At 50.3% G+C, this 21,720-nt stretch carries 24 protein-coding genes; 2 read left to right on the top strand and 22 right to left on the bottom strand.

What is annotated here, in order from left to right:
* Window positions 1-24: 24 nt before the first annotated feature.
* The 16 genes from AC0YOB_RS00535 to AC0YOB_RS00460 form a co-directional block, all read right to left on the bottom strand.
* A complete protein-coding gene (locus tag AC0YOB_RS00535; RefSeq protein WP_475791071.1) occupies window positions 25-747 on the bottom strand; it encodes a metallophosphoesterase family protein in 723 nt (240 codons plus the stop codon).
* Window positions 748-806: 59 nt separating this feature from the next.
* Entirely contained in the window at window positions 807-1,607 is an 801-nt protein-coding gene (locus tag AC0YOB_RS00530) for a PhzF family phenazine biosynthesis protein (protein WP_475791070.1), read from the bottom strand.
* Window positions 1,608-1,709: 102 nt separating this feature from the next.
* On the bottom strand, window positions 1,710-2,183 hold the full coding sequence (locus AC0YOB_RS00525) for a GyrI-like domain-containing protein (protein WP_210039580.1): 474 nt from the start codon (window positions 2,181-2,183) through the stop codon (window positions 1,710-1,712).
* Window positions 2,184-2,375: 192 nt separating this feature from the next.
* A complete protein-coding gene (locus AC0YOB_RS00520; protein WP_475791069.1) occupies window positions 2,376-2,657 on the bottom strand; it encodes a GNAT family N-acetyltransferase in 282 nt (93 codons plus the stop codon).
* A 17-nt stretch (window positions 2,658-2,674) separates the two neighbouring features.
* Window positions 2,675-2,977 (bottom strand): antibiotic biosynthesis monooxygenase family protein, encoded by a 303-nt coding sequence (locus tag AC0YOB_RS00515; RefSeq protein ID WP_210039583.1) that lies wholly within the window; start codon window positions 2,975-2,977, stop codon window positions 2,675-2,677.
* Window positions 2,978-3,019: 42 nt separating this feature from the next.
* Window positions 3,020-3,784, bottom strand: coding sequence for a class I SAM-dependent methyltransferase (locus tag AC0YOB_RS00510; RefSeq protein WP_475791068.1), 765 nt, complete (start codon window positions 3,782-3,784; stop codon window positions 3,020-3,022).
* 25 nt (window positions 3,785-3,809) lie between these two features.
* On the bottom strand, window positions 3,810-4,058 hold the full coding sequence (locus AC0YOB_RS00505; RefSeq protein WP_475785687.1) for a DUF2164 domain-containing protein: 249 nt from the start codon (window positions 4,056-4,058) through the stop codon (window positions 3,810-3,812).
* Window positions 4,059-4,111: 53 nt separating this feature from the next.
* Entirely contained in the window at window positions 4,112-4,915 is an 804-nt protein-coding gene (locus tag AC0YOB_RS00500; protein ID WP_475791067.1) for a GNAT family N-acetyltransferase, read from the bottom strand.
* 57 nt (window positions 4,916-4,972) lie between these two features.
* Window positions 4,973-5,476 carry an NUDIX domain-containing protein gene (locus AC0YOB_RS00495; protein ID WP_475791066.1) on the bottom strand — a complete coding sequence of 168 codons (504 nt, stop codon included), beginning with the start codon at window positions 5,474-5,476 and terminating at the stop codon, window positions 4,973-4,975.
* A gap of 12 nt (window positions 5,477-5,488) precedes the next feature.
* Window positions 5,489-6,271, bottom strand: a complete 783-nt coding sequence (hisA, locus tag AC0YOB_RS00490) for a phosphoribosylformimino-5-aminoimidazole carboxamide ribotide isomerase (protein WP_475791065.1) — start codon at window positions 6,269-6,271, stop codon at window positions 5,489-5,491.
* Between the two features lie 67 nt (window positions 6,272-6,338).
* On the bottom strand, window positions 6,339-7,205 hold the full coding sequence (locus AC0YOB_RS00485; protein ID WP_475791064.1) for an HAD family hydrolase: 867 nt from the start codon (window positions 7,203-7,205) through the stop codon (window positions 6,339-6,341).
* Complete coding sequence (locus AC0YOB_RS00480; RefSeq protein ID WP_475791063.1) at window positions 7,178-7,906, bottom strand: HAD family hydrolase; 729 nt, start codon at window positions 7,904-7,906, stop codon at window positions 7,178-7,180. The genes AC0YOB_RS00485 and AC0YOB_RS00480 overlap by 28 nt, the downstream gene beginning before the upstream one ends.
* Window positions 7,884-8,339, bottom strand: a complete 456-nt coding sequence (locus AC0YOB_RS00475; RefSeq protein ID WP_475791062.1) for a VanZ family protein — start codon at window positions 8,337-8,339, stop codon at window positions 7,884-7,886. The genes AC0YOB_RS00480 and AC0YOB_RS00475 overlap by 23 nt, the downstream gene beginning before the upstream one ends.
* A gap of 92 nt (window positions 8,340-8,431) precedes the next feature.
* On the bottom strand, window positions 8,432-9,217 hold the full coding sequence (locus AC0YOB_RS00470) for a GNAT family N-acetyltransferase (RefSeq protein WP_475791061.1): 786 nt from the start codon (window positions 9,215-9,217) through the stop codon (window positions 8,432-8,434).
* A gap of 89 nt (window positions 9,218-9,306) precedes the next feature.
* A complete protein-coding gene (locus AC0YOB_RS00465; RefSeq protein ID WP_475791060.1) occupies window positions 9,307-11,283 on the bottom strand; it encodes a dihydroorotate dehydrogenase in 1,977 nt (658 codons plus the stop codon).
* A gap of 104 nt (window positions 11,284-11,387) precedes the next feature.
* On the bottom strand, window positions 11,388-11,870 hold the full coding sequence (locus tag AC0YOB_RS00460) for a TcaA NTF2-like domain-containing protein (protein ID WP_475785696.1): 483 nt from the start codon (window positions 11,868-11,870) through the stop codon (window positions 11,388-11,390).
* A gap of 315 nt (window positions 11,871-12,185) precedes the next feature.
* Between AC0YOB_RS00460 and AC0YOB_RS00455 the strand changes: the two genes are divergently transcribed.
* The gene (locus AC0YOB_RS00455; RefSeq protein WP_475791059.1) at window positions 12,186-14,450 is read left to right on the top strand and encodes a stalk domain-containing protein; all 2,265 of its coding nucleotides are present in this window, start codon (window positions 12,186-12,188) and stop codon (window positions 14,448-14,450) included.
* 142 nt (window positions 14,451-14,592) lie between these two features.
* On the opposite strand, the gene AC0YOB_RS00450 is transcribed toward AC0YOB_RS00455, so the two are convergent.
* A complete protein-coding gene (locus AC0YOB_RS00450; protein WP_475791058.1) occupies window positions 14,593-15,792 on the bottom strand; it encodes a GTP-binding protein in 1,200 nt (399 codons plus the stop codon).
* 171 nt (window positions 15,793-15,963) lie between these two features.
* Entirely contained in the window at window positions 15,964-16,221 is a 258-nt protein-coding gene (locus AC0YOB_RS00445) for an AbrB/MazE/SpoVT family DNA-binding domain-containing protein (RefSeq protein ID WP_210039594.1), read from the bottom strand.
* Between the two features lie 306 nt (window positions 16,222-16,527).
* On the opposite strand from AC0YOB_RS00445, the gene AC0YOB_RS00440 reads away from it, so the two are divergent.
* Window positions 16,528-16,776 carry a type B 50S ribosomal protein L31 gene (locus AC0YOB_RS00440; RefSeq protein WP_210039595.1) on the top strand — a complete coding sequence of 83 codons (249 nt, stop codon included), beginning with the start codon at window positions 16,528-16,530 and terminating at the stop codon, window positions 16,774-16,776.
* Window positions 16,777-17,247: 471 nt separating this feature from the next.
* Here the strand turns inward: AC0YOB_RS00440 and AC0YOB_RS00435 are convergent, their stop codons facing one another.
* The 4 genes from AC0YOB_RS00435 to AC0YOB_RS00420 all read right to left on the bottom strand — a co-directional run bounded on the left by AC0YOB_RS00435 (window position 17,248) and on the right by AC0YOB_RS00420 (window position 21,423).
* Window positions 17,248-17,709 (bottom strand): NUDIX hydrolase, encoded by a 462-nt coding sequence (locus tag AC0YOB_RS00435; protein ID WP_475791057.1) that lies wholly within the window; start codon window positions 17,707-17,709, stop codon window positions 17,248-17,250.
* Between the two features lie 111 nt (window positions 17,710-17,820).
* Window positions 17,821-18,246 (bottom strand): GNAT family N-acetyltransferase, encoded by a 426-nt coding sequence (locus tag AC0YOB_RS00430; protein ID WP_475791056.1) that lies wholly within the window; start codon window positions 18,244-18,246, stop codon window positions 17,821-17,823.
* A 166-nt stretch (window positions 18,247-18,412) separates the two neighbouring features.
* The gene (locus AC0YOB_RS00425) at window positions 18,413-20,209 is read right to left on the bottom strand and encodes an asparaginase domain-containing protein (protein WP_475791055.1); all 1,797 of its coding nucleotides are present in this window, start codon (window positions 20,207-20,209) and stop codon (window positions 18,413-18,415) included.
* A 20-nt stretch (window positions 20,210-20,229) separates the two neighbouring features.
* Entirely contained in the window at window positions 20,230-21,423 is a 1,194-nt protein-coding gene (locus tag AC0YOB_RS00420) for an asparaginase (RefSeq protein ID WP_475791054.1), read from the bottom strand.
* Window positions 21,424-21,720: the final 297 nt, after the last annotated feature.

The following is a 21,720-nucleotide window of genomic DNA, read 5'->3' as shown; positions in this document are numbered from 1 at the left end:
ATTTAACAAAAAGAGAGCCTTCACCTAAGAGTGAAAGCCCACTTTGTACGTCCGGTAATGTCCACTTGCGTCTATTTCCAGGGCGTTAAGCTGCTGCCCGAAAGCACATCCGCCGTCAATGCCGATCTTCCCCCCGCCAAACCATACGTCCGGGCTTCCATGAATATCTTCCGCTTGGGTATGACCGAAAATAACCGTCTTGCCGACAACGGTCGGCTTGCTCAGAAAAGGTTCCTTGATGTACATAAATTCACGCTGCGGCTGCTTCTTCCAATCCGGGTAGTCCGGGTTCAGCCCTGCATGAACATAAATATGATGGCGGTCCTCCGCATAGTAGGGGAGACTGTTCAGAAAAGCGATATGATACTCATAATGCTTGCTTATTGCAGCAATCATTTCGTGCACGGTCTGAGTCGTCACTTCCTGGTCACTCAGATCCGTTTGAAGATAGCTTTTCACAGTCGCCCTGCCCCCATGGGACAGAAATTTCCTGATTACAGCTTCGTCCTTGAATCTCATCAGATCGACAAGCCTCTGATCATGATTGCCTCTAAGCACAACCGCTCCATGCACATCGTGCAAATAAATGAGATGCTCGACCACTTCCCTGCTGTTAGGTCCACGATCCACATAATCGCCGAGAATTAATAATTGATCCCTTTCTTTATCGTAATCCACCTTCTCCAACAAGCTTAACCATGCTTCATAGCAGCCGTGAATATCGCTAATAACCAGTTTTCGCTTCATGATGGGATTGCCGCCTTTCGGGAAAATGGATCAACTCTCAAAGATAAACCACTCATTACCTAAGCCAAGCTTCCTCTCAGCACAGTGACGGCCTGACCTGTTATAAACACGCGGTCTTCCGCATTCCGTAGATGCAGATACCCTCCCCGATCCGATGCCTGATAACCGCGAAGCTCAGTTTTGCGGAGCCTTTGCTGCCAGTAAGGAGCAAGCGCACAGTGGGCGGAGCCTGTAACGGGGTCTTCATTCACACCTTGCGCCGGGTAAAAGGCACGGGATACAAAATCATATTCCTCACGCGTATCCTCCGATGAGCGGCTTGTTACGATGACTCCGCGCGCATCCACTCTGGCGATCAGGGCAAAATCAGGACGAAGCGTCCTGACGGTCTCCTCGCTGTCCACTTCAACCAAATAATCCATCCGGTTGCGGCCCACATAACGGGGAATCAGGCCCAAAGCCTGTATAAGCTCGTCTGGCGCTGCCGCTTGAACAGCGGGCTCCGCAGGGAAATTCATCATAATCCCTTGCCCGGAGCGGTCTGCAGTCAGCAGTCCGCTGCGGGTATGAAAGCGTGCTTGCTCAGTCTCGCCCAAATGACCGATTTCCCACAGATGGTGGGCGCTTGCCAGTGTTGCATGACCGCATAAGTCCACCTCTGCCTGAGGAGTAAACCATCTGAGGGAATAGCTGCCGTCTGCTAGAGGATGCAAAAAGGCGGTCTCCGCAAGATTCATTTCTGCCGCGATTTGCTGCATCAGCACCTCATCCAGCTCCGCTTCAACCAAACATACCGCAGCCGGATTGCCTTTAAACATTATATTGGTGAAGGCATCAATAATATGAATGGGAATGGACATGGGTACCTCCTAAATAAAAATGGGCCAGTGCGATCCGGGAACATATTCATCCCTAAAATCACAGCACCCACTTATGTTTGATCTATACAAAAACTCTTACGTTTATTCAAAAACTCCCAGTCCACCCTGATCTTCTATGGGAACGAGCAGGTCGACCGCTTCTTCTTCCAGATGCTCATCAATATAAAATATTTCGATGGATACGGCATTATCCCGCTTCTTTAGCTGCTGCTCATTCATCCAGGCGGATAACTGTTCGTAGCCTTCGCCAATGCGCTTGTTCGTGCATGTCACCATGGCGTACGTATGCTCGGGAATAATAAACTGCACCATTCCATCCGGGACCGTTTCCATATGCGCGGTTTCGAAACTCGCCCAATAAGTGGCGAACACTTCGTTGCCGAAATAAGGACTGTACAGCGCGGTGGATCTAACCTCTCCGTTTAATTCGTGCTTTCTCGAGAGAAACTCGCTCTGCAAAAGAATGGCTTCATCCGGAAATGTCGAATACGGTCCGCAGTAACTGATTCCAACCAGATTTAACGCTGGTTTTGTAACCACTGTACAATTATCCATCGCGAATAACCTCCCGCATAAATTGGTGAAGAGACTACGCTCGCTGACAGGCGCCTTTAATGAAAATATATCTTTTTCAGTGTAACATGTTCATGCTCCAATGGGATATATTTTATTTTACCACCATATTTATGGAAAGAAAAAACCTCCTGATCCCTGTGCGGATCGGAGGTTCAGTTTGTTTATATGCGGCTATTCGCCGTACAAACTTTTCAACATATGAATATCTTCAGGCTCCAGCATGAACAATTCGTCATCGATATGTTCTGTTGGCGCGCTTCCGAGACTTTGGTAGAAGGACACGGCGGATTCCGTCTCGGTAGAGGAGATATACAGATAGCGGGCACCCAGCGCTCGTGCCTGCTCTTCCATCAGCCGCATGAATCGTGAGGCGATTCCCCTCCGCCGGTGGCTGCGGCTGACATACATCAGATCCACGTCAAACAGCCAGTTTTCGTAGGTCCGGAATTTCACAGCAAGCCGCAGCCCCTCTATAGAAGATCAAGTTTCTCGTAATGTTCGACCACTGGAAACGGCTCATAATAATGATGCAGCAGCTGCTTCCATTCCAGATATTGGGGAGAAGTGCGGAAGCCTGTCACATGATCCTCCAGCGTTTCCCACCAGACCAGCAGCAGGTATTGATTCTCCCGGTTCCCGTCAACACAGCGCTGCAGCTCATGGTTGATATAGCCGGACATGGACGCAATTATCGCCGAAGCCTGCTTGAAGCTTGAGAGGAAAGTATGATTCAGTTCCGGTTTCACATGCAAAACGGCTGTTTCCAGTATCATGCCGGCATCGCTCTCTTTCTTTGGCGCGGATCGCTCTTCGTGTTAAACGGCTCCGTAAAAAACCTCTGTCTTGTATTTAAAAGCAACCTTGCCATCCTTCTGATACTCATTAAACAGCTGCTGAAGCTGCGCTTTGAAGGATGCATGGTCGGGATGACCCGGCAAAGGCGTGTATGATGAAGAAGCCGTCCGCCCCTCCAGTTCTTCCATATTAAAAAGCTGTTGATACGCAAAAAGCTCAAGATTATATTGGCCGTCCCGGAAAAAGGAGGCATACTGCTCAGGTCCCAACCGGGTATGCTTGACTTTGTCATAATCGCTGGCATAACGCATCAGCAGCTCATCGTAAGCGGCGGCAAAGTCATCGCTGTCCGTCCGGCGCCTGTTCCAGATCAACGCCGCGATCCCGCCGGGCTTCATAATCCGCGCAAATTCCACCTTTGCCTGACCGATATCGAACCAATGGAAGGCTTGGGCGGACACGGCGGAATCGACGGATTGATCCGGCAGGGTGGTATGCTCCGCCGAGCCTTTGACTGCAATAAATCGTTCACCAAGCGGACTGGCCGCCAAAAGCTCCAGGGATGCTTGTCTCATCTCGTCATTTGGTTCTATTCCATAAACCATGCTGCCTCTCTCCAGCAAAAGACGCGAGAAGATCCCGGTTCCTGAACCAATATCCGCTATTTTCCCATCCTGCGGGAAGCCTGCTTTCGTATACAGAAAGTCCAGCGCCTCGCTTGGGTAACTGGGCCGATATTTCACATAAGCATCCACCCGATTGGAAAAACGTGTTTTACTGTCCATTCCTCATCAACCCTCTCTCACTCATTTACCTGGTTCTTCGCTCCAGGGCATACAATTCCTCTTCAATGGAAGAGCTTTTCTCCATAACGACTTTTCGTGCATCCTCTATAGCACGATTATACACATAGGGAGCAATCTCGCGCAGCATAAAATCGATAATCTGCTCCGCTCCGATGCTTCCCAGCTCTTCTGAGCGTTCTTCCGCATAGAAATTCACCAGTTGCTCGATGATCTGCTCTTTCTCTTCGCGCGGCAGCTTAATTGGAATCATCATCCCGATCTCCTTTCTTGCAGCTGTTACCTGCCTGTTATTCCACTTCCATTCGTCTACAACCGGGTCATAGCGACCTTTGTATAAGCAAGCTTCATGCCCAGGCGCTCCATGTTCCGGTGGCTGGGAGAAAGATAGGCGGCCTGCCCAACCGCCAAACGGCAGCTGCTGCGCGCAGCTTCCCCGAGGCGCTGCTTCAACAAGGCCAGCTGCAGCCCGCGGGACTGGTATTCAGGCAAAGTAGCCGCGAAGGTGAACGAGGCAACGTCATCCTCCATATGCATAACACCGGCGGCAGCAGGCTGCTCGTCCACAAGTCCAAGAAAGAAACGCCAGCCTGGCCGCTGATCCAGCACTAGATTGTTTGCCGCGATGGCCGGAATGCCATTCTTCCCGAGTCCAAACCCCAGACAATGGATGCGGGCATAAATATCAAATTCATCGCTCGTTAGGGCTCTTATCCGGATATTTGGGTCCTCGGTGAAATCCGGGAGCTGCGGCTTCATATAAAAGGAAGCATGAAATCCGCTCGCGGCAAAGCCGAGCTCGCCAAGCCGGCGCATCAGGGCAGTCGTGGTCCTGGCCGGAACAATCTCGATTTGCGGCGTCCGGCCCTGCTCTTCATAGAAATCAAGGATTTCAGGGAGCAGTGGAATTTCTTCCTCGCCCAATCCTTTGACGCAGTTGAATGCCGGCCATGGCATCGTCCGGCTGCAGAATGCGGCTGCCCGGCCAAACCGGCGGATCCGGATCCCCTCCGGGTTGCCATCACGCTGCCGGATCGCGGTCATCCGGTCGATCATATAGCGGATTTCAGAGCCTTCGATTTGATCTGCAAGCTCTCTTGTCAAGATCGGCAAATTAGTATCCTCCTCTGGAGGTCTGGAAAATAGTGTGAAAAAGACGGGCTCCGCCTATTAATCACTACGCTTCTGGCTATTATGCACATAACAGTCAAGCTGATGATCTTCGATCAATTCGATGGATCGCCGATGAGCCGCATAGTGAATGATTTGCTCTTTAATATTCGGAAAAAGCATAATGGAAGCCAGCTCTGAGAGCGGAACCCAGCGCACTGCGGATTGATCGGGGTCCGGAATCTCCGGCAGCCCCGGAACGGAGCCGGGCTTCAGCTTGCATTCAAAAATTAAATTCAGCGCATGCGGCGTATCAGGCGGGTATTCGCCGGATTGCTTGTGAGGCGCGCACTCATAAACAAATGCAAGCGGACCTACGTCCGCTTCCGCCTTCGTCTCTTCCATCAGCTCGCGGAGCACCCCGTCGATAACCGTCTCTCCCGGCTCCGCGCCGCCTCCAGGCAAATTATAATGAATGCCGTCCTCATCTTCATATTCCACCAGCAGGACGGCATCATTTTCAATAATAAGGGCAGTTGGACGAACGCGAATATGATAAGTCATGACTACCCCCTGTTAATTGATTTCAATCGAACCGCTATCCAGCCGCTCGCAGTAGGCGATCACTTCGGAATAAGGAAGATTGCCGCCAAAAATATCGAGCGCGCTGCCGATGGTGATATCAAGACGCCCCGCCGTCAGCCGGTGAAAGAGCGCCAGATCCTCGAACGACCTCGCCCCGCCGGCATAGGTTGTGGGCAGGGTTACCCATTTCGCCAGCTGTTCCACCAGACTCTCCAGGATCCCGGTACGTTTGCCCTCCACATCGACGGCATGAACGAGAAATTCACTGCAGCAGCCTGCAAGCTCGTTAAGATTGGTCTCATTGACTTCAAAATCACTGAACGTTCTCCATTGGTTGGTAACGACGAACCACTTATCTCCCTGCTGCTTGCAGCTAAGATCGATGACCAGCCTGTCCTTGCCAACCTTAGCGACAAGACTGTCCAGACGGTTCTTGTCCAGCTTGCCATCCGGAAATATGTAGGAGGTGACGATAACCTGCGAGGCTCCGGCTTCCAGATACCGCAGCGCATTATCGGTTGTAATGCCGCCGCCGATCTGCAGCCCGCCGGGGTAAGCACGAAGCGCTTCAAGCGCGGCTTGTTCATTCCCGCCGCCCAGCATAATGACATGACCGCCCGTAAGTCCGTCGCGTCTGAACATCTGGGCATAATAAGCCGAGTCATGATCCGAGACGAAATTTTCAACGACCTGCTGCTGGTCTGTTCCCAGAGTTTCGCCCACAATCTGCTTTACTTTACCGCTGTGCAAATCAATGCAAGGCCTGAATTTCATGAAAAATCCCTCTTCCTTCTGGCATTCTATCCTACCATTGTAGCAGATATCGGTACGCTGATCGAAGCTATGGGCGGATCGTCTGCTGGAGAGAATTCAAATAGACCGCCACTCCATGCTCCATATTGGATAAAATCATGCCCGTTGCGGCCGCTTTAACCAGCTCATGGGCGTTGGCGACTGCATATTTCTCATCCGCCGCTTCGAACATGGGAAGATCATTCAAATTATCGCCAAAGCACACAAGGCGCTCCGCCTTCAAGCGGCGTTTTACGAATTCTACGGCTTCACGCTTGTTCGCGCGGCTGTTGGCGATTTCCAGCCAATGATAGCCTGGCGCGTAGATATCCGGCCCATAATGGCATATTAATTCGGGATGTTGATGAAAAGCCATATAAGCCGGGTCCAGCTGCTCCTGCGTGCCAACTGCAATGACATTGACAATCGACTCATTCAGCGCGTCCCGGTAATGATCCACAAGCCTGAATCTGGAATCTCCCGCACTCAGACGGTCGGAAATATACCGGTCCTCGCTAGGATTAAATATACCCTTGTAATAAACATGCGAGCTGCCCGCGCTGTCCATCGTATAAACCAGCGGGTGAAGCCCGTCGGACTCGCATGAGGCGATGATCTGCGCAGCAGTCTCCGCTCCAAGCAGATTGGATTGTATCAGCCTGCCGCCTACCGGATCGTAAATGAACACGCCATTGAAGAATATCATCGGTAAATGGAAATGAATGCCTTGCAGCAGCCTGGCGGCCGAATCCTGCGACCTGGCGGTGGCAAAGGTGATCCACATCCCTTGACTGATCAGCTGATTGAGAATATCCCTGCTCTCATCGCTTATTTTCTGATGTTCGTTCAGCAGCGTTCCGTCGAGATCCGACACATACAAGGTAGCGCTCATGTCAGTGGCACCCGCTTTATCCATTGATTATGGACATCCATCTGAATGAGCTCGGACAAGCTGTGAATCATATAAGCCGGCTTGAATGATTCATCGAGCCGTTTCGCCAGTGGATTGTAATAGCAGAAGTCAATCCCCGCGCCGGCAGCGCCGTGGTAATCATCCTGCAGGGAATCTCCGACGAACAGCACTTCTGTGTGATCCACGCCAAGCGTCCGTACCGCTGTATCAAAAATTTCTCTCTGCGGCTTGTAATAGCCGACTTCGTCGGAAATGAACAGATGGTCAAAATAGTGATCCAGCGCTCCTGTCTTCAAGCGTCCACGCTGTGCTTCACCGATTCCATTGGAGATAATCCCCATCCGGTAGCGGCCGTGAAGCTTGCCCAGCAGCTCATTCGCACCCTCCATAGGATGGCAAGAGGCGCAGAACAACTCCCAATACGTCTTGGCAAGAGTCGAGGATATGCGATCGTCATGTCCCAATTGCTCCAATGTGTCGCGGAACGAATGATACAGGACATCCCCAATAGTCAAATTGCGCTGCACCCGTTCGATCCAGTAGGTCCAGTTAATGGGGGCAAATACGTTCCGGAAGCTGTCCCATTCAAAATTCGCAATCTCCGGCAGACGATGATGCTCTACCGCTCTTTGCATCGCATCCCGTTCGCTGAAATCATAGTCCAGCAATGTATTGTCCAGATCAAAAAGAATCGCTTTGTACATTTTTTTTGCGCCTCCTCTGTCCATTCAAGCCGCCAATTCTGTAAATAAAAAAGCCTGCCATGACGCCCAGCGTATTAAGCAGGACGTCGTCAACATCGAAGGTTCCGCGGCGCAGAGTCAGCTGCAGAGACTCCAGGATTACAAGTCCCATTACAGTGACCATTAACAAGGGGAGCAGCCGGCATCGGAAGATATAGGGCAGGGTAATGCCAAACGGTACAAAAACCGCCACATTGCCAACCACGTTGACAAGCCAATTCCGGACATTAAAATTGTCGGCGTATTCCATATACATTTTAATCGTTTTCAATGGAACGAGATTATAATGATAGCCGCCCGACAGATGCTGGGAACGGCCAAATCCGATAAACATCCAGTAAATCAGCAGAATCGTATAAAGCAGTGTAATTAATGCAACAAGCTGTTTCATCATGTATGAATACACTCCTATCGGACAAACCAGCTTAAACCTTAATTATCTATCGTAATAATCCCCCGCGTATATCGATTTCCGCAATATTTAGATCAATCCCCGCCGGAGTCTGCCGGTGCTTTTCGTTTGACTCTGTACCAGTACGTATAAATGTCCTCAAAGCCAAATTTATCATATAACCGGTTCGCCGGCGCATTGCTCTGGACAACCTGCAAATAACAGGCGGCGGCGCCCTGTGCTCTGCCCCATTGAAGCAGCCGGGCAACAAGCTCCTTCCCCAAGCCCCGGTTTCTGTAATCCGGATGCACCGCGATATCAAACAGCCCCATATATCCCCGCTCTGCAACGGCAAGTCCGCAAGCGGCAGGCCGGCCTTGAACAGACAAGGCGAGAAAACCCTGCCGGAGCTTGCTGCCTTCAATCAGACTGCGGGTGGTCTGCAGAGCAGCTGCGGATAGCGCACTTACGTGCGCCAGCGTTTGCAGCCAGCAATCCGTCACTGTTTCCTCAATCCGGATATCAGCCAGTGCCGGTAATGAGCCGGGCTCGGGGAGCTTTTCCAAATCAAGCAGCCTGACACTGGAGGGTTCCACCTTCTCATAGCCATCCTCCTCCAACAGCGAATCAAGAATGCCCGGCTGCGCAAAAGGCGTGATTTTGAAGATCACATCCAGTCCGGCTGATGTATAGAAATGCTCCACATCCCGGATTCGCTTCCAGGCTGCCGCAAGCGAATCACCGTCACAGGAATAGATCGGACTGACGGAGTTGGAGCGTTTTGTATATCCATCCGCTGTGCGCAGGAGCCAACCGTCCATCACCAAGGTTTGCAGCGCCGGCCAGCCGTTAAGGGCCAGCTCTTCTATTTTTCTGTACATATATTCGAACCTCCCATTCAGGTGTATTTCGAATAAATATACAATCATATGCAATTTTATTCAATAGAGAAGCGAGATCATATCCAGTTTTAATCGGCTTCTCCGACTGCAATGCGGCGGCTTCCTGCAGAAGGTGTCGCAGATTTCACCATATAGGGATAAAGCCAGATCAGGCCCAAGACATAAAGCAGCAGCGCCACAATGGCCGGCGAGAGATGCAGCAGATCCGTATAGCCAATTTGCAAATGCACGCTGAAGCCGGCAATAAAGGCGGGCAGACCCGCTGCAAGAAAAGTCCACCACAGCCAGCGCTGCCCTTGGCCGATCCCCCACAATGCCGCAGCCAGCAGCGCGATGGCATCGGACAGCAGCGCCCCTCCGAATCCGGCGCGGTCATGAGCGATCAAGGGAAGCAGATTGCCGTTCGCGCTGCTAAGCGAAGCGGAACTTGTCATCAGGAACTCCAGATCTTCGGGAACAAATACATGGGTTACACCGATTACGGATATCGTAATGCCGCCGATTGCCAGTGCAAACCCGAGCGCTACCATCATCAGCTGTCCCCGCTGGGCCATACGCCAGACCCGGTCATTGCGGACATTCGTTGGTTTGCGTGAAGGCCACTCGATCCGGTCGCGCATGGAGAACAGGAACATGGGCAGCAGAAGTACAGCCGCAGCGGCGTGAAGCGGATCGAAGAAACCGTAGCCCAGGAACAGCAGGAAGCTGCTGAAGCCGACAATTCCGGAGGTCAGGAGCGCTGTCCGCGCCCAGTGAAGCCTTCTGCGGAGACCATGCCAGCCCAGTTGGCCATAAAGGATGCCGATCGATATCATCGTCCCGGCCAAGGTCACGCGGTCATGCGACATAAACGGCAGCAGCCGGTTGTTTATCGACTCCATCGTCGCCGGAGTGATGCATAGAAAAGCCGTATCATAAGGAAGAACAACGGTAGTCGCCGCGATGATCCAGGCGATGATTCCGCTGATAATCATTCCCAGACCGAGCAGACACATCCAGCCCCAACCGGACCAGAAGGAAGGAGCTGCCTCTGCTTCTTCCGCTGTGACAATGCGGTGAAGCAGCGCTTCATTAATACGTTTGGGAAGGCCCGGCCCGGAATAGACAAGACCGCTGTGAAGCTGCACCAAATCCGCTCCGGCATCCACACAATCAAGCGCATCCTGCGGCTCGTGAATGCCACCGGCAGCTATAAGCGTAAGACTGTCTGCGAGCTCACGCTTCAACAGATTCAGCTTGTCTATGGTTGGCGCCTTGGCGCTTGCTCCAATTACATAGCCTTGGGCTGTACGCAGCCCGTCACCAAGGACGATACCCTCGCTCAACAACCCATGCTCACCGAGCAGATGAACCAGCGCGGTCAGCTTCCCATCCGGAAGCGCGAGCGGAATATATATAAATAGAGGCTTGCCCGGCACAAGTGACCGGGCGGAACGCATGATCTCAAGCGTGCAGCTACCGGCTTCCCCATTCTCCTGCTGCAGCCGGCCCTCATCAAGGAAATCAAGGTAAAACCCCGCAGCATAAGGCCCCAGTCTGTCCATGAGCTGCCTGAATTCCGTCAGCACTTGGTCTCTTGAGGAGCCAGGCATCGCACAGATGCGAAAAAAAACAGGCAGCATATGACCCTGTTTTCGCTTCATTCTGGCGGCTATTGCCTCCAGTCCGTCATTCTCCAGTTTATCGGGATAGACTAATGCTTCACGTGCGGTATCTCTGCTGATCGCTTCCTTATGCAGAATTGGCTGTACAGTAACAGGTCCAATCTCAAGGAAGCCCAGTCCAAACTGGGCCAAAGCGCCATGGGCGGTTCCATGGGGGTCAGTTCCCCCGCTGAGCCCAACGGGATATGTAAAATCAATAGCATTCAGCCGCCGCCTGAGAAGCGGTGAAACTTCCATATGTCCCAGCGTCCGGATAACAAGTGATCCGCCGGGTATTGCGCTCAGCCCTCCCATTGCACGAAGCGTGACGGCACGCGCGACGCGTGCCGGAAGCTTGAACAAGAGGGGACGAAAGAGGGATTGATAGGACCAGTCCGGCATAAGGTTGAGCTCCTTTTCCAGCAGCAAGGGGGCTTCTTCGCAGTTCATGTATGGACTGTGCCCTGGCTACCGCAGACAAAGCAGGGGTATCAATATTCCCTTGTTCAGCGCGTCCACTTTTCAATGCTGTAAACCTTGGCTTCGCCCTTGGCGGCATTTTCCTTCACTGTATATACCCATTCGTATTCGAACACTTCCGGAGCCCTGTCAGGATGATACAGCTCCGTATTCTCAACCACATAAAACTTGTATACGCCATTCGTTCCCTGAATGCTTCGAATTTCATAGCGGATCAGCTTTTCTTTGACCTGCTTGTCGTTCAGGTGCGCAACAAGCTTCTTCTGGTCCTGATACAGCGGCCCTTCCTCATCAAGCAGACCTTCTACAAGAGAGAATTTATTCTTGTTTATCGCTTCTATAATAGATTGCTCGTAGGCAATCATCACTTCATGCGCATAATAGCCCGCAGGCTTTCCCGGCCCCCCGCTATCGACATTCACAGAACCGGCACCGGTCTTCCCGTCGTCGCAGGCTGACATGAGGAGGAGGCATAAGGTTAATAAACAGAAGATTACAATTCTGTACATCCTTGGGATTCTCCAGTCTTCTTTTTAATTAGCTCATTACTATTATAAAGCTTAAATGATGGATTAAGCCATTAAAATAAGCTTAAAATATTAATTTTAGATTAGCGAAGGCAGCGATTGCGAATTGTAAAATATCGCCTCCATTTTCCCTCATAAACCGCCAAAAACCTGACAAGTCCATCCTATGCCTATGCGGATTTTTCCAAAAAAAAGCCGCGGTACGAAAAAAAGTTTGAAACCCGGAAACATTAATCGGCCCCTGTACGTCTGAGACTCGAAGAGATAAAGACAAATAAATCTGGAGGGTGAGTATAGTTGAAAAAATTATTGGTTACATTGGCAGCAAGCTTGCTGTTGTTCTCATTGGTACTGCAGACGCAAGTACAGGCCGCGGCTCCAACAACAACCATTTATATTAATGGTGTGAAGCTGGTAACGGATCAGGCGCCGATAACAGTCGGAAGCCGCATTCTTCTGCCTTTAAGGGCTATTTTCGAAGTATTGGATTCAACGGTGGACTGGAATGCGAGAGCAAAGACAGTCACCGCAACCAAGGATGACACGACCATCGTTCTGAAACTGGGCTCCAAAACGGCGACCATTAATAATGAAGCCGTGACGCTGGATGTTGCCGCTCAATCGATTAATGGCAGAACCATGATTCCGGTCCGGTTTGTCAGTGAGGCCATGGGCGCGGAAGTGGATTGGAACGCCGGGTCCAAGAGCGTATTCATCAAAACTTCAGGTGAAGTAAATCCGGTTCCGAATGTGTATGCACAGGTTGTCGGACATAAAGGAAACGGCAGTGATCTGGTCGTCAGCTTTATCAAATCGCCAAATGAATCGACGATCGATCATTATCGCATTCTGATCGTAAAGGCAGCTAACGTGCCAAGCTTTCACCTGGCGGCGGCACAAGCCGTAACGTCCAAAAATTATACAACCGCATTGACCCAAAGCGGAGATCAAACCATCTCGTTGTCTGCGCAAGCCCGGGATGTAAATGGAGAAATGATCCGGGCTGATCAATCCTATGCAGCCTTTGTATTGGCGGTAGGCAAAGCAAATGGCCAAAACGCGCTGTCGCAGCCTTCCTCGAAGGTTACGATAACTGTAAACGCGGTTGCGCCGGCAGTAACGAATGTAAAAACAAGTGACATTAATGATTATGGTGACGGACGCGATCTGCAATTCAGCTTTACAAAAGCATCCGACGAATCGAAGATCAGCGCCTATCGCGTGTTTGTTGTCAAAACGGCAAATGCCGGCACTTTCAATCTGGCGAAAGCCAATGCCACAGCAAGCTCCAACTATACGTTGGTCAACAAGACAGGCAGCAGCATTACCCAGACTCTTGCTTCCGGTACACGCGATGTGGACGGAGCAGCCATAGTAAGCGGTATGAGCTATCAGGTATTTGTCCTGTCGGCAGCAAGCAACAACAATTCCGGCAATAATACGTTATCAGAGGGCTCTGCTCCAATCGTGTTGTCCACTAATACAGGCAATGCTGCAGCAAGCAATGTAGTCGCATTCGATGTCAGCGATTATAATGACGCACGCGACCTGAGGGTTAACTTTAATAAAGCAAGCGATGAAAGCAGGATCAGCCAATACCGTATTTTCGTGGTAAAAGCCGCTTATGCGGACAGCTTTACTCTTACGACAGCCAATGCTCTTCCAAGCTCTTTCTATACCGTTGCGAATAAAACCGGCAATAATATTTTGCAAGCTCTGGCATCCAGTGCCAAAGATACCAGCGGGGACAAAATCAAGAACGGCGTCAGCTACCGCGTATTCGTTGTTTCGGTTGGCGCCAACCGTTTATCGGCTCCGTCCCCTAACGTTGTTTTAACGAACAACTCAAGCTTGCTTGCAGCAACCGATGTTAAAGCAAGCGACACCAGCGATTATAATGACGCACGCGACATGCTGGTTACTTTCAATAAAGCCTATGATGAAACCAACATCGCCCATTACCGCGTGCTGATCGTCAAAGCAGCCAATGCAGGCAGCTTTACACTGGGCAAAGCGAACGAAGTTGCAAGCTCCAACTATACGGCCATTAACAAAACCGGCGGCAATCTCAGCTTGAATCTCGCAGCCGGTTCCCGGGACGTGGACGGTACAAAAATTTCAGAAGGCGTGAGCTACCGCGTATTTATTCTCTCTGTCGGCGGCGGCAACTATAATGGAAACAATGCCTTGTCCGCTCCTTCCGGAGAGGTTGTATTGACAGACTCCATCTCTGCCGCAACCAATGTATCGGCGAAGATAACAGACAGCGGCAGAATTGACATCAATTTTGACAAGCCGCATAACCAAACCGGGATTTCGTATTATGCCGTGATGATCGTGCCCGCCGGTGTTCCGTTTGATGTGAAGGCGGCAAACAATGCCGCGTATTTCATACAGGTTAACGGAGGCACCGGAACAACGACCAATGACAATGACAAGGATATTACAGGCGCGCCCCTGACCAGAGGCAGCTCGTATAAAGTCTATGTCCTCTCGGTTGCGGCCAACGGAAATACGTCTTCCAATGCCCTGTCCGATCCTTCCGGCACAGTAACGCTATAAACGACTCCAAGGGCAGTCTGTGAAAAGTTACCCCAAACAATCCCTTATAAAGGATTTCTTGGAAATAGCCCGGCTTGACAAAAATAGCCCCGGAAACCACTATTGACGTGGATTCCGGGGCTTTTTCGAATGTCAGGGAAATCTATTGAAAACGGGGCAGCGGATCCTTCAGCGTACGCCAATTCGCGGCCATTTCTTCATCGTCAAGCAGAGCTTTGTCCAGTGAACGGGCGATTTCCTCGCGGTTCATTTCGATTCCGATAAAGACAAGCTTGGTCACGCGGTCCCCCCATTCCTCGTCCCAATCGGGCGATTTGGGATATTCGCTGCCGAAGTAGGCCATACGTTCCTCCTCGGATAAGGCCGATATCCACAGTCCGGCAGGTGACAGCTGCTTGGAAACACCAGCCTGGCTGAAGGAAATTGCCATGTTGTTGCGGGTAGCCAGCCACATCAATCCTTTGGAGCGGACCACGGAAGCAGGCCAGGCACTTAGCCAGTGGGCCAGACGTTCGGGATGAAAGGGTCTTTTGCGGGTATACACGAATGAAGCAATGCCATACTCCTCCGTTTCCGGTATATGCGCATCTTTCTGCAGCTCACGTATCCACCCGGCCGATTGGCTCGCTTCCTCAAAGTCAAACAGATGGGTGTTCAAAATTTCCTTCGGATCCACCTTGCCATGGCTGCTGCGGATGATTTTGGCGCGCGGCTGCAGTCCACGCAGGGCAGTTTCCAGCTTTTGCAGCTCTTCCCCGGAGACCATATCGCATTTATTCAACACCAGCACATCACAGAACTCGACTTGATCAATAAGCAGGTGCACGACGCCTCTCGTGTCCTCCTCTCCCGCTTCCTGTCCGCGGTCCAGCAGACTCTCAGACGTATTGTAATCCTTCCAGAAATGACAGGCGTCAACCACAGTCACCATGCAGTCAAGCCGCGTAAGCTTGGACAGGTCAACATGATTATCCTCATCGATGTAGGTGAAGGTCTGGGCTACCGGGAGAGGCTCCCCGACCCCTGTCGACTCAATCAGAATATAATCATACCGATTCTCCCGGGCAAGCCGCTCCACCTCCAGCAGCAAATCATCGCGGAGCGTGCAGCAGATACAGCCGTTCGACATTTCAATCAGCTTCTCATCCGTACGGCTAAGACCTCCGCCATCCCTTACCAAATCCGCGTCGATATTAACCTCGCTCAAATCGTTGACGATTACAGCCACCTTCATGCCTTCGCGATTATTCAGCACATGGTTCAAAATCGTTGTTTTCCCCGCACCCAAATAACCGCTTAATACGGTTACCGGAATCTTTTTATCCAAAACCTCGATACTCACCAGGCACAACCTCTTTCGAATTTTATTTAATCGTAATTATTACTATTTAAAATCAGAATAACTCTTCCTCCATCGCAAAGTCAACTCGAAATCTGATCCGGGTACAAAAAAACTCCAAAGAGGAGAGGACCTCTTCAGAGCCGTGATCGTTATCTTATTATTGTATAATGGCTATGCCCTGTTAAAGACATCGATGAGCTCGCCCAAAACATCCTTGCTGACCATCTTGCCTCTAAAAAATACCAAATTATCCCCATTTCCGGTAAATATGCAGGTTGGCTCATATTTTCTCAGAATGATTCTTCCTTCATCCACAAAAATCTCCATCGCGTCTTTTTCCTCGATCCCAAGTGTACGGCGCAATTCAATTGGCAGCACAATTCGTCCCAGCTCATCCACTTTCCGGACAATTCCGGTTGCTTTCAACATGTTAACAACTCACCCTTCAACAAGTGTGATGCAATAATTATCGCTTTCTTACCATCCAAATTTCGTAATTATTACATTTTGAGTTAATTGTAACCTTTACGATATTCCGTGTCAATTTTTTTTCGACAATATACGATAAAATTAATATATTTTCGACAAATAAATAATCTGCGGTTTGGAATACTAATACTGATTCATGCGCAGTCAACCTTGGCTTTGTTTGACATACCGGATACATATCTTTATTATAGGAAGAAGAAATATCCGTAAAAATTACAAAAATATCGAATAGATGGGATGATTCAAATGAAACCAGGCATACACCCTTCGTACCAGCGTGTTATTTTCTTTGATACGAGCAGCGGATTTAAATTTCTGAGCGGTTCAACCAAAAGCTCCAATGAACAAATGGAATGGGAAGACGGCAATTCATATCCGGTTCTGCGGATCGATACCAGCTCCGCTTCACATCCTTTCTTCACCGGCAAGCTTCGCAATACGGAAGTTGGCGGACGGGTTGATCGCTTTAATCAGCGTTTCAAAGCCAAACAATAAGCAGCAAGCAAAAAGCAGCGGCCGCCGAAAGGTTCGGAGACCGCTGCTTTTGTTATTTTCTGTGCATGTTGAATCCAATGCACTGTACGCTGTACTTTCAATCGCATTAACCGGCCCGCAGCGCTCTGGACATCCGAACGATCTGTGACGCCAGCGCTTCAATCCGCTCCAGTATGCCGGCATCGACAATCTCGTTTTCGTTCATTGAAATGATCACGATGTGCATATACATAATCCGGCGCTGTAAATGCTCTGAAATAGCCGGTAATGGGCTTCAGCTGATTTTCGATCACAAGAAAATGTTCCGATCACAAAACAATCGGCTGCGAGCACAATTTCAACCTCCCGGCGCGTATCATGTTATAATCGGCGAAATTGCGCCCGTCGCAAAATTCAATCGAACAGGTTTTTCAGCATTTCCGTCTTAAGCTCAGGATATCCAATTGAAGGCGATGAAGGCTCTAAGCCGGCCTATGCCCAGTCTGACTTGATATATCCCGCTTTTCTAAGCGTCATCTCGGCATACGGATTAATCCCGTCAATGCGCCGATCAATCGAAAAATAGCGTAGCTCCAATCCCTCGTCGTCCTGAATGGACGGAGTTCCTGTGACATCCAAAGCTTCATAAACGGCCATAACGTTATAAATTTCATCGCCATGAGGGTATTTATAATACATATCTTTGCCGGACAACAAGGTTATAAAGCGAAAAGAGCCCGCCCTTAATCCGGCCTCTTCATATAATTCGCGTGCCGCCGCATCCTCCAGGGATTCGCCGAGCTCCAGCGCCCCGCCGAGGGTTCCCCAGTCCAGACTGTCGGTTCTTTTCTGCAGCAGCAGTTGGCCTTCCTCATTAAATACCAGCACGCAGGCACCTGCCATAATCAAAGGCTGTGTGCCGACATACTTTCTCAAATCCGATATATATCCCACGAGGCTGTACTCCTTCTTCTTTAATTAACTATGAATCCAGAATTTAATTCATACTCCCAATCCTTTGCCAGCGTATACGAGTCAATCAAGTCATCCAACTATTCCTTTCCGTTACTTTTTGGACCTTAGCAAATCAGGCGCTCTTCTCATAAATCTTTGGCTGTCCCTCACAAAATCATACTGCTCATATAATTCATGCGAATCCTTTGTTCCCAGCAAACCCATTAAATTTTTCAAACTGTCGGACGCCGTGATATGTTCAATCAATTTCTTGCCCAGTCCCAGTCCGCGGAAGCTCTCATCAATATATACATCGCATAACCAGTACATCGTCGCATTATCTGTCACCACACGCGCAAAGCCAACCTGGCGCTTCTCTTTATAGATCCCGTAGCACAACGAATGATGGATAGATTGTTCAATAACTGAATCCGACCGCTTATTGGCCCAATAGCTTCTCGCCAGAAAGCCCTTGATTACTGCCAAATCAAGCAGTTCCTTATCCTCGCTGATCAGATATTCATTCTCCACAAGCATCCCTCACCTTCCATTTACGCTCCCCTATGGAGTGCAGCAATCTGTTATTCCAGGAATGGAATACACTCCTTATTGTAATATATCACAAAAGAAGACCATGCCCCTTTGCGGAAAAATCCGCGAGAGGCATGGTCTTTCAATCTATCGGTTCGGTATGGATCCGGCTTTAGGAGGCAGCCGGAAGCTTGACGAGTATGGCCACGGCTTCCGATCTGGTTGCCGTATCGTTCGGAGCGAACATGCCGCCGCTGCGGCCTCCGATAATGGCGTTGTCCTTGGCTGCTTTTACCGCGCCTTTGGCCCATGCCGGGATTTTGGCGTCATCCGCAAATCCCGTCGCTGTACCGGCACTCACGTCCAGCTTCATCGCTTTCGCAATCATAACAGCCATCTCGGAGCGTGTAATTGTCGCGTCCGGCTTGAATGTACCGTCGGAATAGCCGCTGACGATCCCGGCTTTTACCGCTTGAGCAACAGCATCTGCTGCCCAACCCTTGATCATGGCGTTATCTTTGAAAGCAAGCTCCGCTCCTGTTCCTTGAGGTTTCAGGGCGTTGATCAGCATAACCGCAAATTCAGCACGGGTCAGCTTCTGATTCGGCTTGAACGTGCCGTCGCTGTAGCCGCTGACGATGCCCTCAGCAACTGCCTCCTCAATGGAAGCCATTGCCCAATGCCCGGCAATATCCTTTAATGCAACAGGTACTGGCGGAGCAACCGGCGGTGTCGCTGGAGGCATATCCACTGGATCTGCTGTACCCTCGACATCCGCCGTGCTGATATCCTGCCTGCCATATGTGGCGAACCAGCTTTTAATCGTTTGGAAATCCTTGGAGAAAGCCAGTGACACGAGCAGCATCATCCGGGCATGCTGGGCATTCAGATTATCCCCGGCAATAATGCCTTCGCTATCCGAAGGATACATGGTTCCCGAGCCCGTTCTCGTCGTTGTGACGAAAATAACACCCTGTTTGATGGCCTCGGCGCGTGCAGCGCTCATTTTCGGCGAGATTCCGCCTGCACCCGTGCCGGCGGTAACGATCCCCTTCGCGCCGTCAGCTACCATTCCCTTGATACCCCCGCCGTCGGCGTCCTGGTAAGCGAATGCGACCTCGACCATCGGCAGATCCATTTTCTGGATCTTGCTCAGGTCAAAAGGCGTCTTCCAGTCAGGCTTGCCCGCTTTCAAAGCTCTATCATTCAGACGGTAGATGGAAATATTGTCTTGATCGATATAGCCCAGCGAGCCGAGAATCGGCGTCTTGAACGTATCGAGACGCTGCGCGTTAGTTTTCGTAACTTCCCGGGCAGCTTGAATCATATCGTTAAGCATAATCACTGTGCCGTACCATTTGGTCTTGCCGCTTCCCGCCAGTTTAATGGCGTTGTACAGATTGGCCGGAGCATCGGTGCCGATGACGTCCCAAGGACGCATTGCACCCGTTACGACCACCGGCTTCTCGCTTTGAACGGTCAGATCGAGGAAATAAGCGATATCCTCCATCGTATCCGTACCGGATGTGACGACGACGCCGTCGTAGGTTTTCAGCGCCTGATCAACAGTCAGAGACAGATCATACAGATCGCCGATCGCATAGCTGCCTGAACCTTTATTGCCGAATTGATACGTGGATACATCGGCAATTTTATCTTTTCTGGGCAGTTGTGCCACCATATCTTCAATCTTGTAGGTGCCCGACTTGTAGTTTTGCAAATTCGTTGGATCTCCGTCGTTGGCCTGCCCGGAAATCGTACCGCCCGTCCCGATAACAAGGACGTTTGGCATTGCAGAAGCTTTGGACGCATCGCTGAGCGCAGGAAGCGGAGGCAATGCGGCCGGTTCGTCTGCGGCAGAGGCTGTAGTAACCAAGCCTCCAGCCGGAATCGACAAGCTGAGAAGGAGAAGTGCAAGAAACGGAAGAAGCAGTCTTTTTCCATATAAGCCGCTAGACATTGATATCATGTAGCCTTACCTCCTGTGTGTTATGCTTTCGGCGCATCAACAACAACATTTTGCGTGCCGTATGTGGCAAACCATTTTTTAATCGTCGGCTGATCCTTGGAGAAGCCCATCGAAAGCAGCAGCAACATACGGGCATGCGTCGCGTTCAGACTATCGCCGGCGATAATGCCGTCGCTATCGGAAGGATACATCGTTCCCGAGCCTGTTCTTGTCGTCGTAACGAAAAGGATACCTTTTTTGATCGCTTCGCTGCGCGCTGCGCTCATTTTCGGCGAAATTCCGCCTGCGCCTGTACCGGCTGTAACGATGCCTTTCGCTCCGTCGGCAATAAAACCATTAATTGCGCCTGCGCCGGCATCCTGATAAGCGTAAGCAATTTCAACTTGCGGCAGATCCGTTTTGCTGATTTTGGTCAGATCAAACGGTGTTTTCCACTCTGCTTTGCCCGCTTTGCTCACTCTGCCCGGTGCGCGATAGATGGAGATGTTGTCTTGATCGATATAGCCCAGCGCTCCAAGAACCGGAGATTGGAATGTGTCCAGGCGCTGCGCGTTGGTTTTCGTTACATCGCGGGCTGCTTGTACAATGTCATTAAGCATAAGCACTGTACCGAACCATTTGGTTTTGCCGCTAGCCGCAAGCTTAATGGCGTTGTACAGATTGGCAGGAGCATCTGTGCCGATAACATCCCACGGACGCATTGCGCCGGTAATGACAACCGGTTTCTCGCTTTGGACAGTCAGATCGAGGAAATAAGCGATATCCTCCATCGTATCCGTACCGGACGTAACAACGACGCCGTCGTAAGTCTTCAGCGCTTGGTCAACCGTCAGCGACAAATCGTACAGATCGCTGATCGCGTAGCTGCCTGATCCTTTGTTGCCGAATTGGTATGTGGACACATCGGCGATTTTTTCCTTTTTCGGCAGCTGGGCCACCATATCTTCGATTTTATATGTTCCGGATTTATAGGATTGCAGATTAGTAGGATCTCCATCGTTTGCTTGTCCCGAAATGGTACCGCCCGTTCCGATAACAAGTACGTTCGATTTCGTTGAAGCGTCTTTTACTTTTACATCAGGAATGGGGAAGGTAGTCCCGGCTGCTGGAGCATCCGCTGCAAAGGCACCTACTGCCGTTACGCTTAGCAAAGCCATTACTACGAAAGGGACGAGGAACAATCTGGCCAATCTTTTTCTGCTGATTAAAGTCACTTAAACTACCTCCTAATGTAATATATGAATTTCCGCAAGCTCATTATACGACCATGTCATATTATATTACAAGATAAATTTATAGAACCAAAGAATCAACGCAAAAAAGGAAGTTTCCAATGATTATTGTGTTAATTTTCATAACACTAAATGACGCAATTTCTAAGCATCTTGTAGATGCCTAGTTTCATTATTTGGTTGCTTTTGTCTTTTGTTTTTCCAAAACTTGTCATGTACTCCTAGCACTTTGATATGAATCTTCCTTTTAGTCATTCAACAAGTGGAAGGTTATCTAAA

It is taken from the genome of Paenibacillus sp. JT31N17 (assembly GCF_056269255.1).
The sequence above is the reverse complement of the archived record's forward strand: the minus strand, read 5'-3'. Positions and strand labels throughout refer to the sequence as shown.

Bases quoted from the DNA above. Each gene is read 5' to 3' on its own strand.
- AC0YOB_RS00535 (WP_475791071.1), bottom strand. From the start codon at position 747: ATGAAGCGAAAACTGGTTATTAGCGATATTCACGGCTGCTATGAAGCA.
- AC0YOB_RS00530 (WP_475791070.1), bottom strand. From the start codon at position 1,607: ATGTCCATTCCCATTCATATTATTGATGCCTTCACCAATATAATGTTT.
- AC0YOB_RS00525 (WP_210039580.1), bottom strand. From the start codon at position 2,183: ATGGATAATTGTACAGTGGTTACAAAACCAGCGTTAAATCTGGTTGGA.
- AC0YOB_RS00515 (WP_210039583.1), bottom strand. From the start codon at position 2,977: ATGATACTGGAAACAGCCGTTTTGCATGTGAAACCGGAACTGAATCAT.
- AC0YOB_RS00510 (WP_475791068.1), bottom strand. From the start codon at position 3,784: ATGGACAGTAAAACACGTTTTTCCAATCGGGTGGATGCTTATGTGAAA.
- AC0YOB_RS00505 (WP_475785687.1), bottom strand. From the start codon at position 4,058: ATGATGATTCCAATTAAGCTGCCGCGCGAAGAGAAAGAGCAGATCATC.
- AC0YOB_RS00495 (WP_475791066.1), bottom strand. From the start codon at position 5,476: ATGACTTATCATATTCGCGTTCGTCCAACTGCCCTTATTATTGAAAAT.
- hisA (WP_475791065.1), bottom strand. From the start codon at position 6,271: ATGAAATTCAGGCCTTGCATTGATTTGCACAGCGGTAAAGTAAAGCAG.
- AC0YOB_RS00485 (WP_475791064.1), bottom strand. From the start codon at position 7,205: ATGGATAAAGCGGGTGCCACTGACATGAGCGCTACCTTGTATGTGTCG.
- AC0YOB_RS00480 (WP_475791063.1), bottom strand. From the start codon at position 7,906: ATGTACAAAGCGATTCTTTTTGATCTGGACAATACATTGCTGGACTAT.
- AC0YOB_RS00475 (WP_475791062.1), bottom strand. From the start codon at position 8,339: ATGATGAAACAGCTTGTTGCATTAATTACACTGCTTTATACGATTCTG.
- AC0YOB_RS00470 (WP_475791061.1), bottom strand. From the start codon at position 9,217: ATGTACAGAAAAATAGAAGAGCTGGCCCTTAACGGCTGGCCGGCGCTG.
- AC0YOB_RS00465 (WP_475791060.1), bottom strand. From the start codon at position 11,283: ATGCCGGACTGGTCCTATCAATCCCTCTTTCGTCCCCTCTTGTTCAAG.
- AC0YOB_RS00460 (WP_475785696.1), bottom strand. From the start codon at position 11,870: ATGTACAGAATTGTAATCTTCTGTTTATTAACCTTATGCCTCCTCCTC.
- AC0YOB_RS00445 (WP_210039594.1), bottom strand. From the start codon at position 16,221: ATGTTGAAAGCAACCGGAATTGTCCGGAAAGTGGATGAGCTGGGACGA.
- AC0YOB_RS00440 (WP_210039595.1), top strand. From the start codon at position 16,528: ATGAAACCAGGCATACACCCTTCGTACCAGCGTGTTATTTTCTTTGAT.
- AC0YOB_RS00430 (WP_475791056.1), bottom strand. From the start codon at position 18,246: ATGCTTGTGGAGAATGAATATCTGATCAGCGAGGATAAGGAACTGCTT.
- AC0YOB_RS00425 (WP_475791055.1), bottom strand. From the start codon at position 20,209: ATGATATCAATGTCTAGCGGCTTATATGGAAAAAGACTGCTTCTTCCG.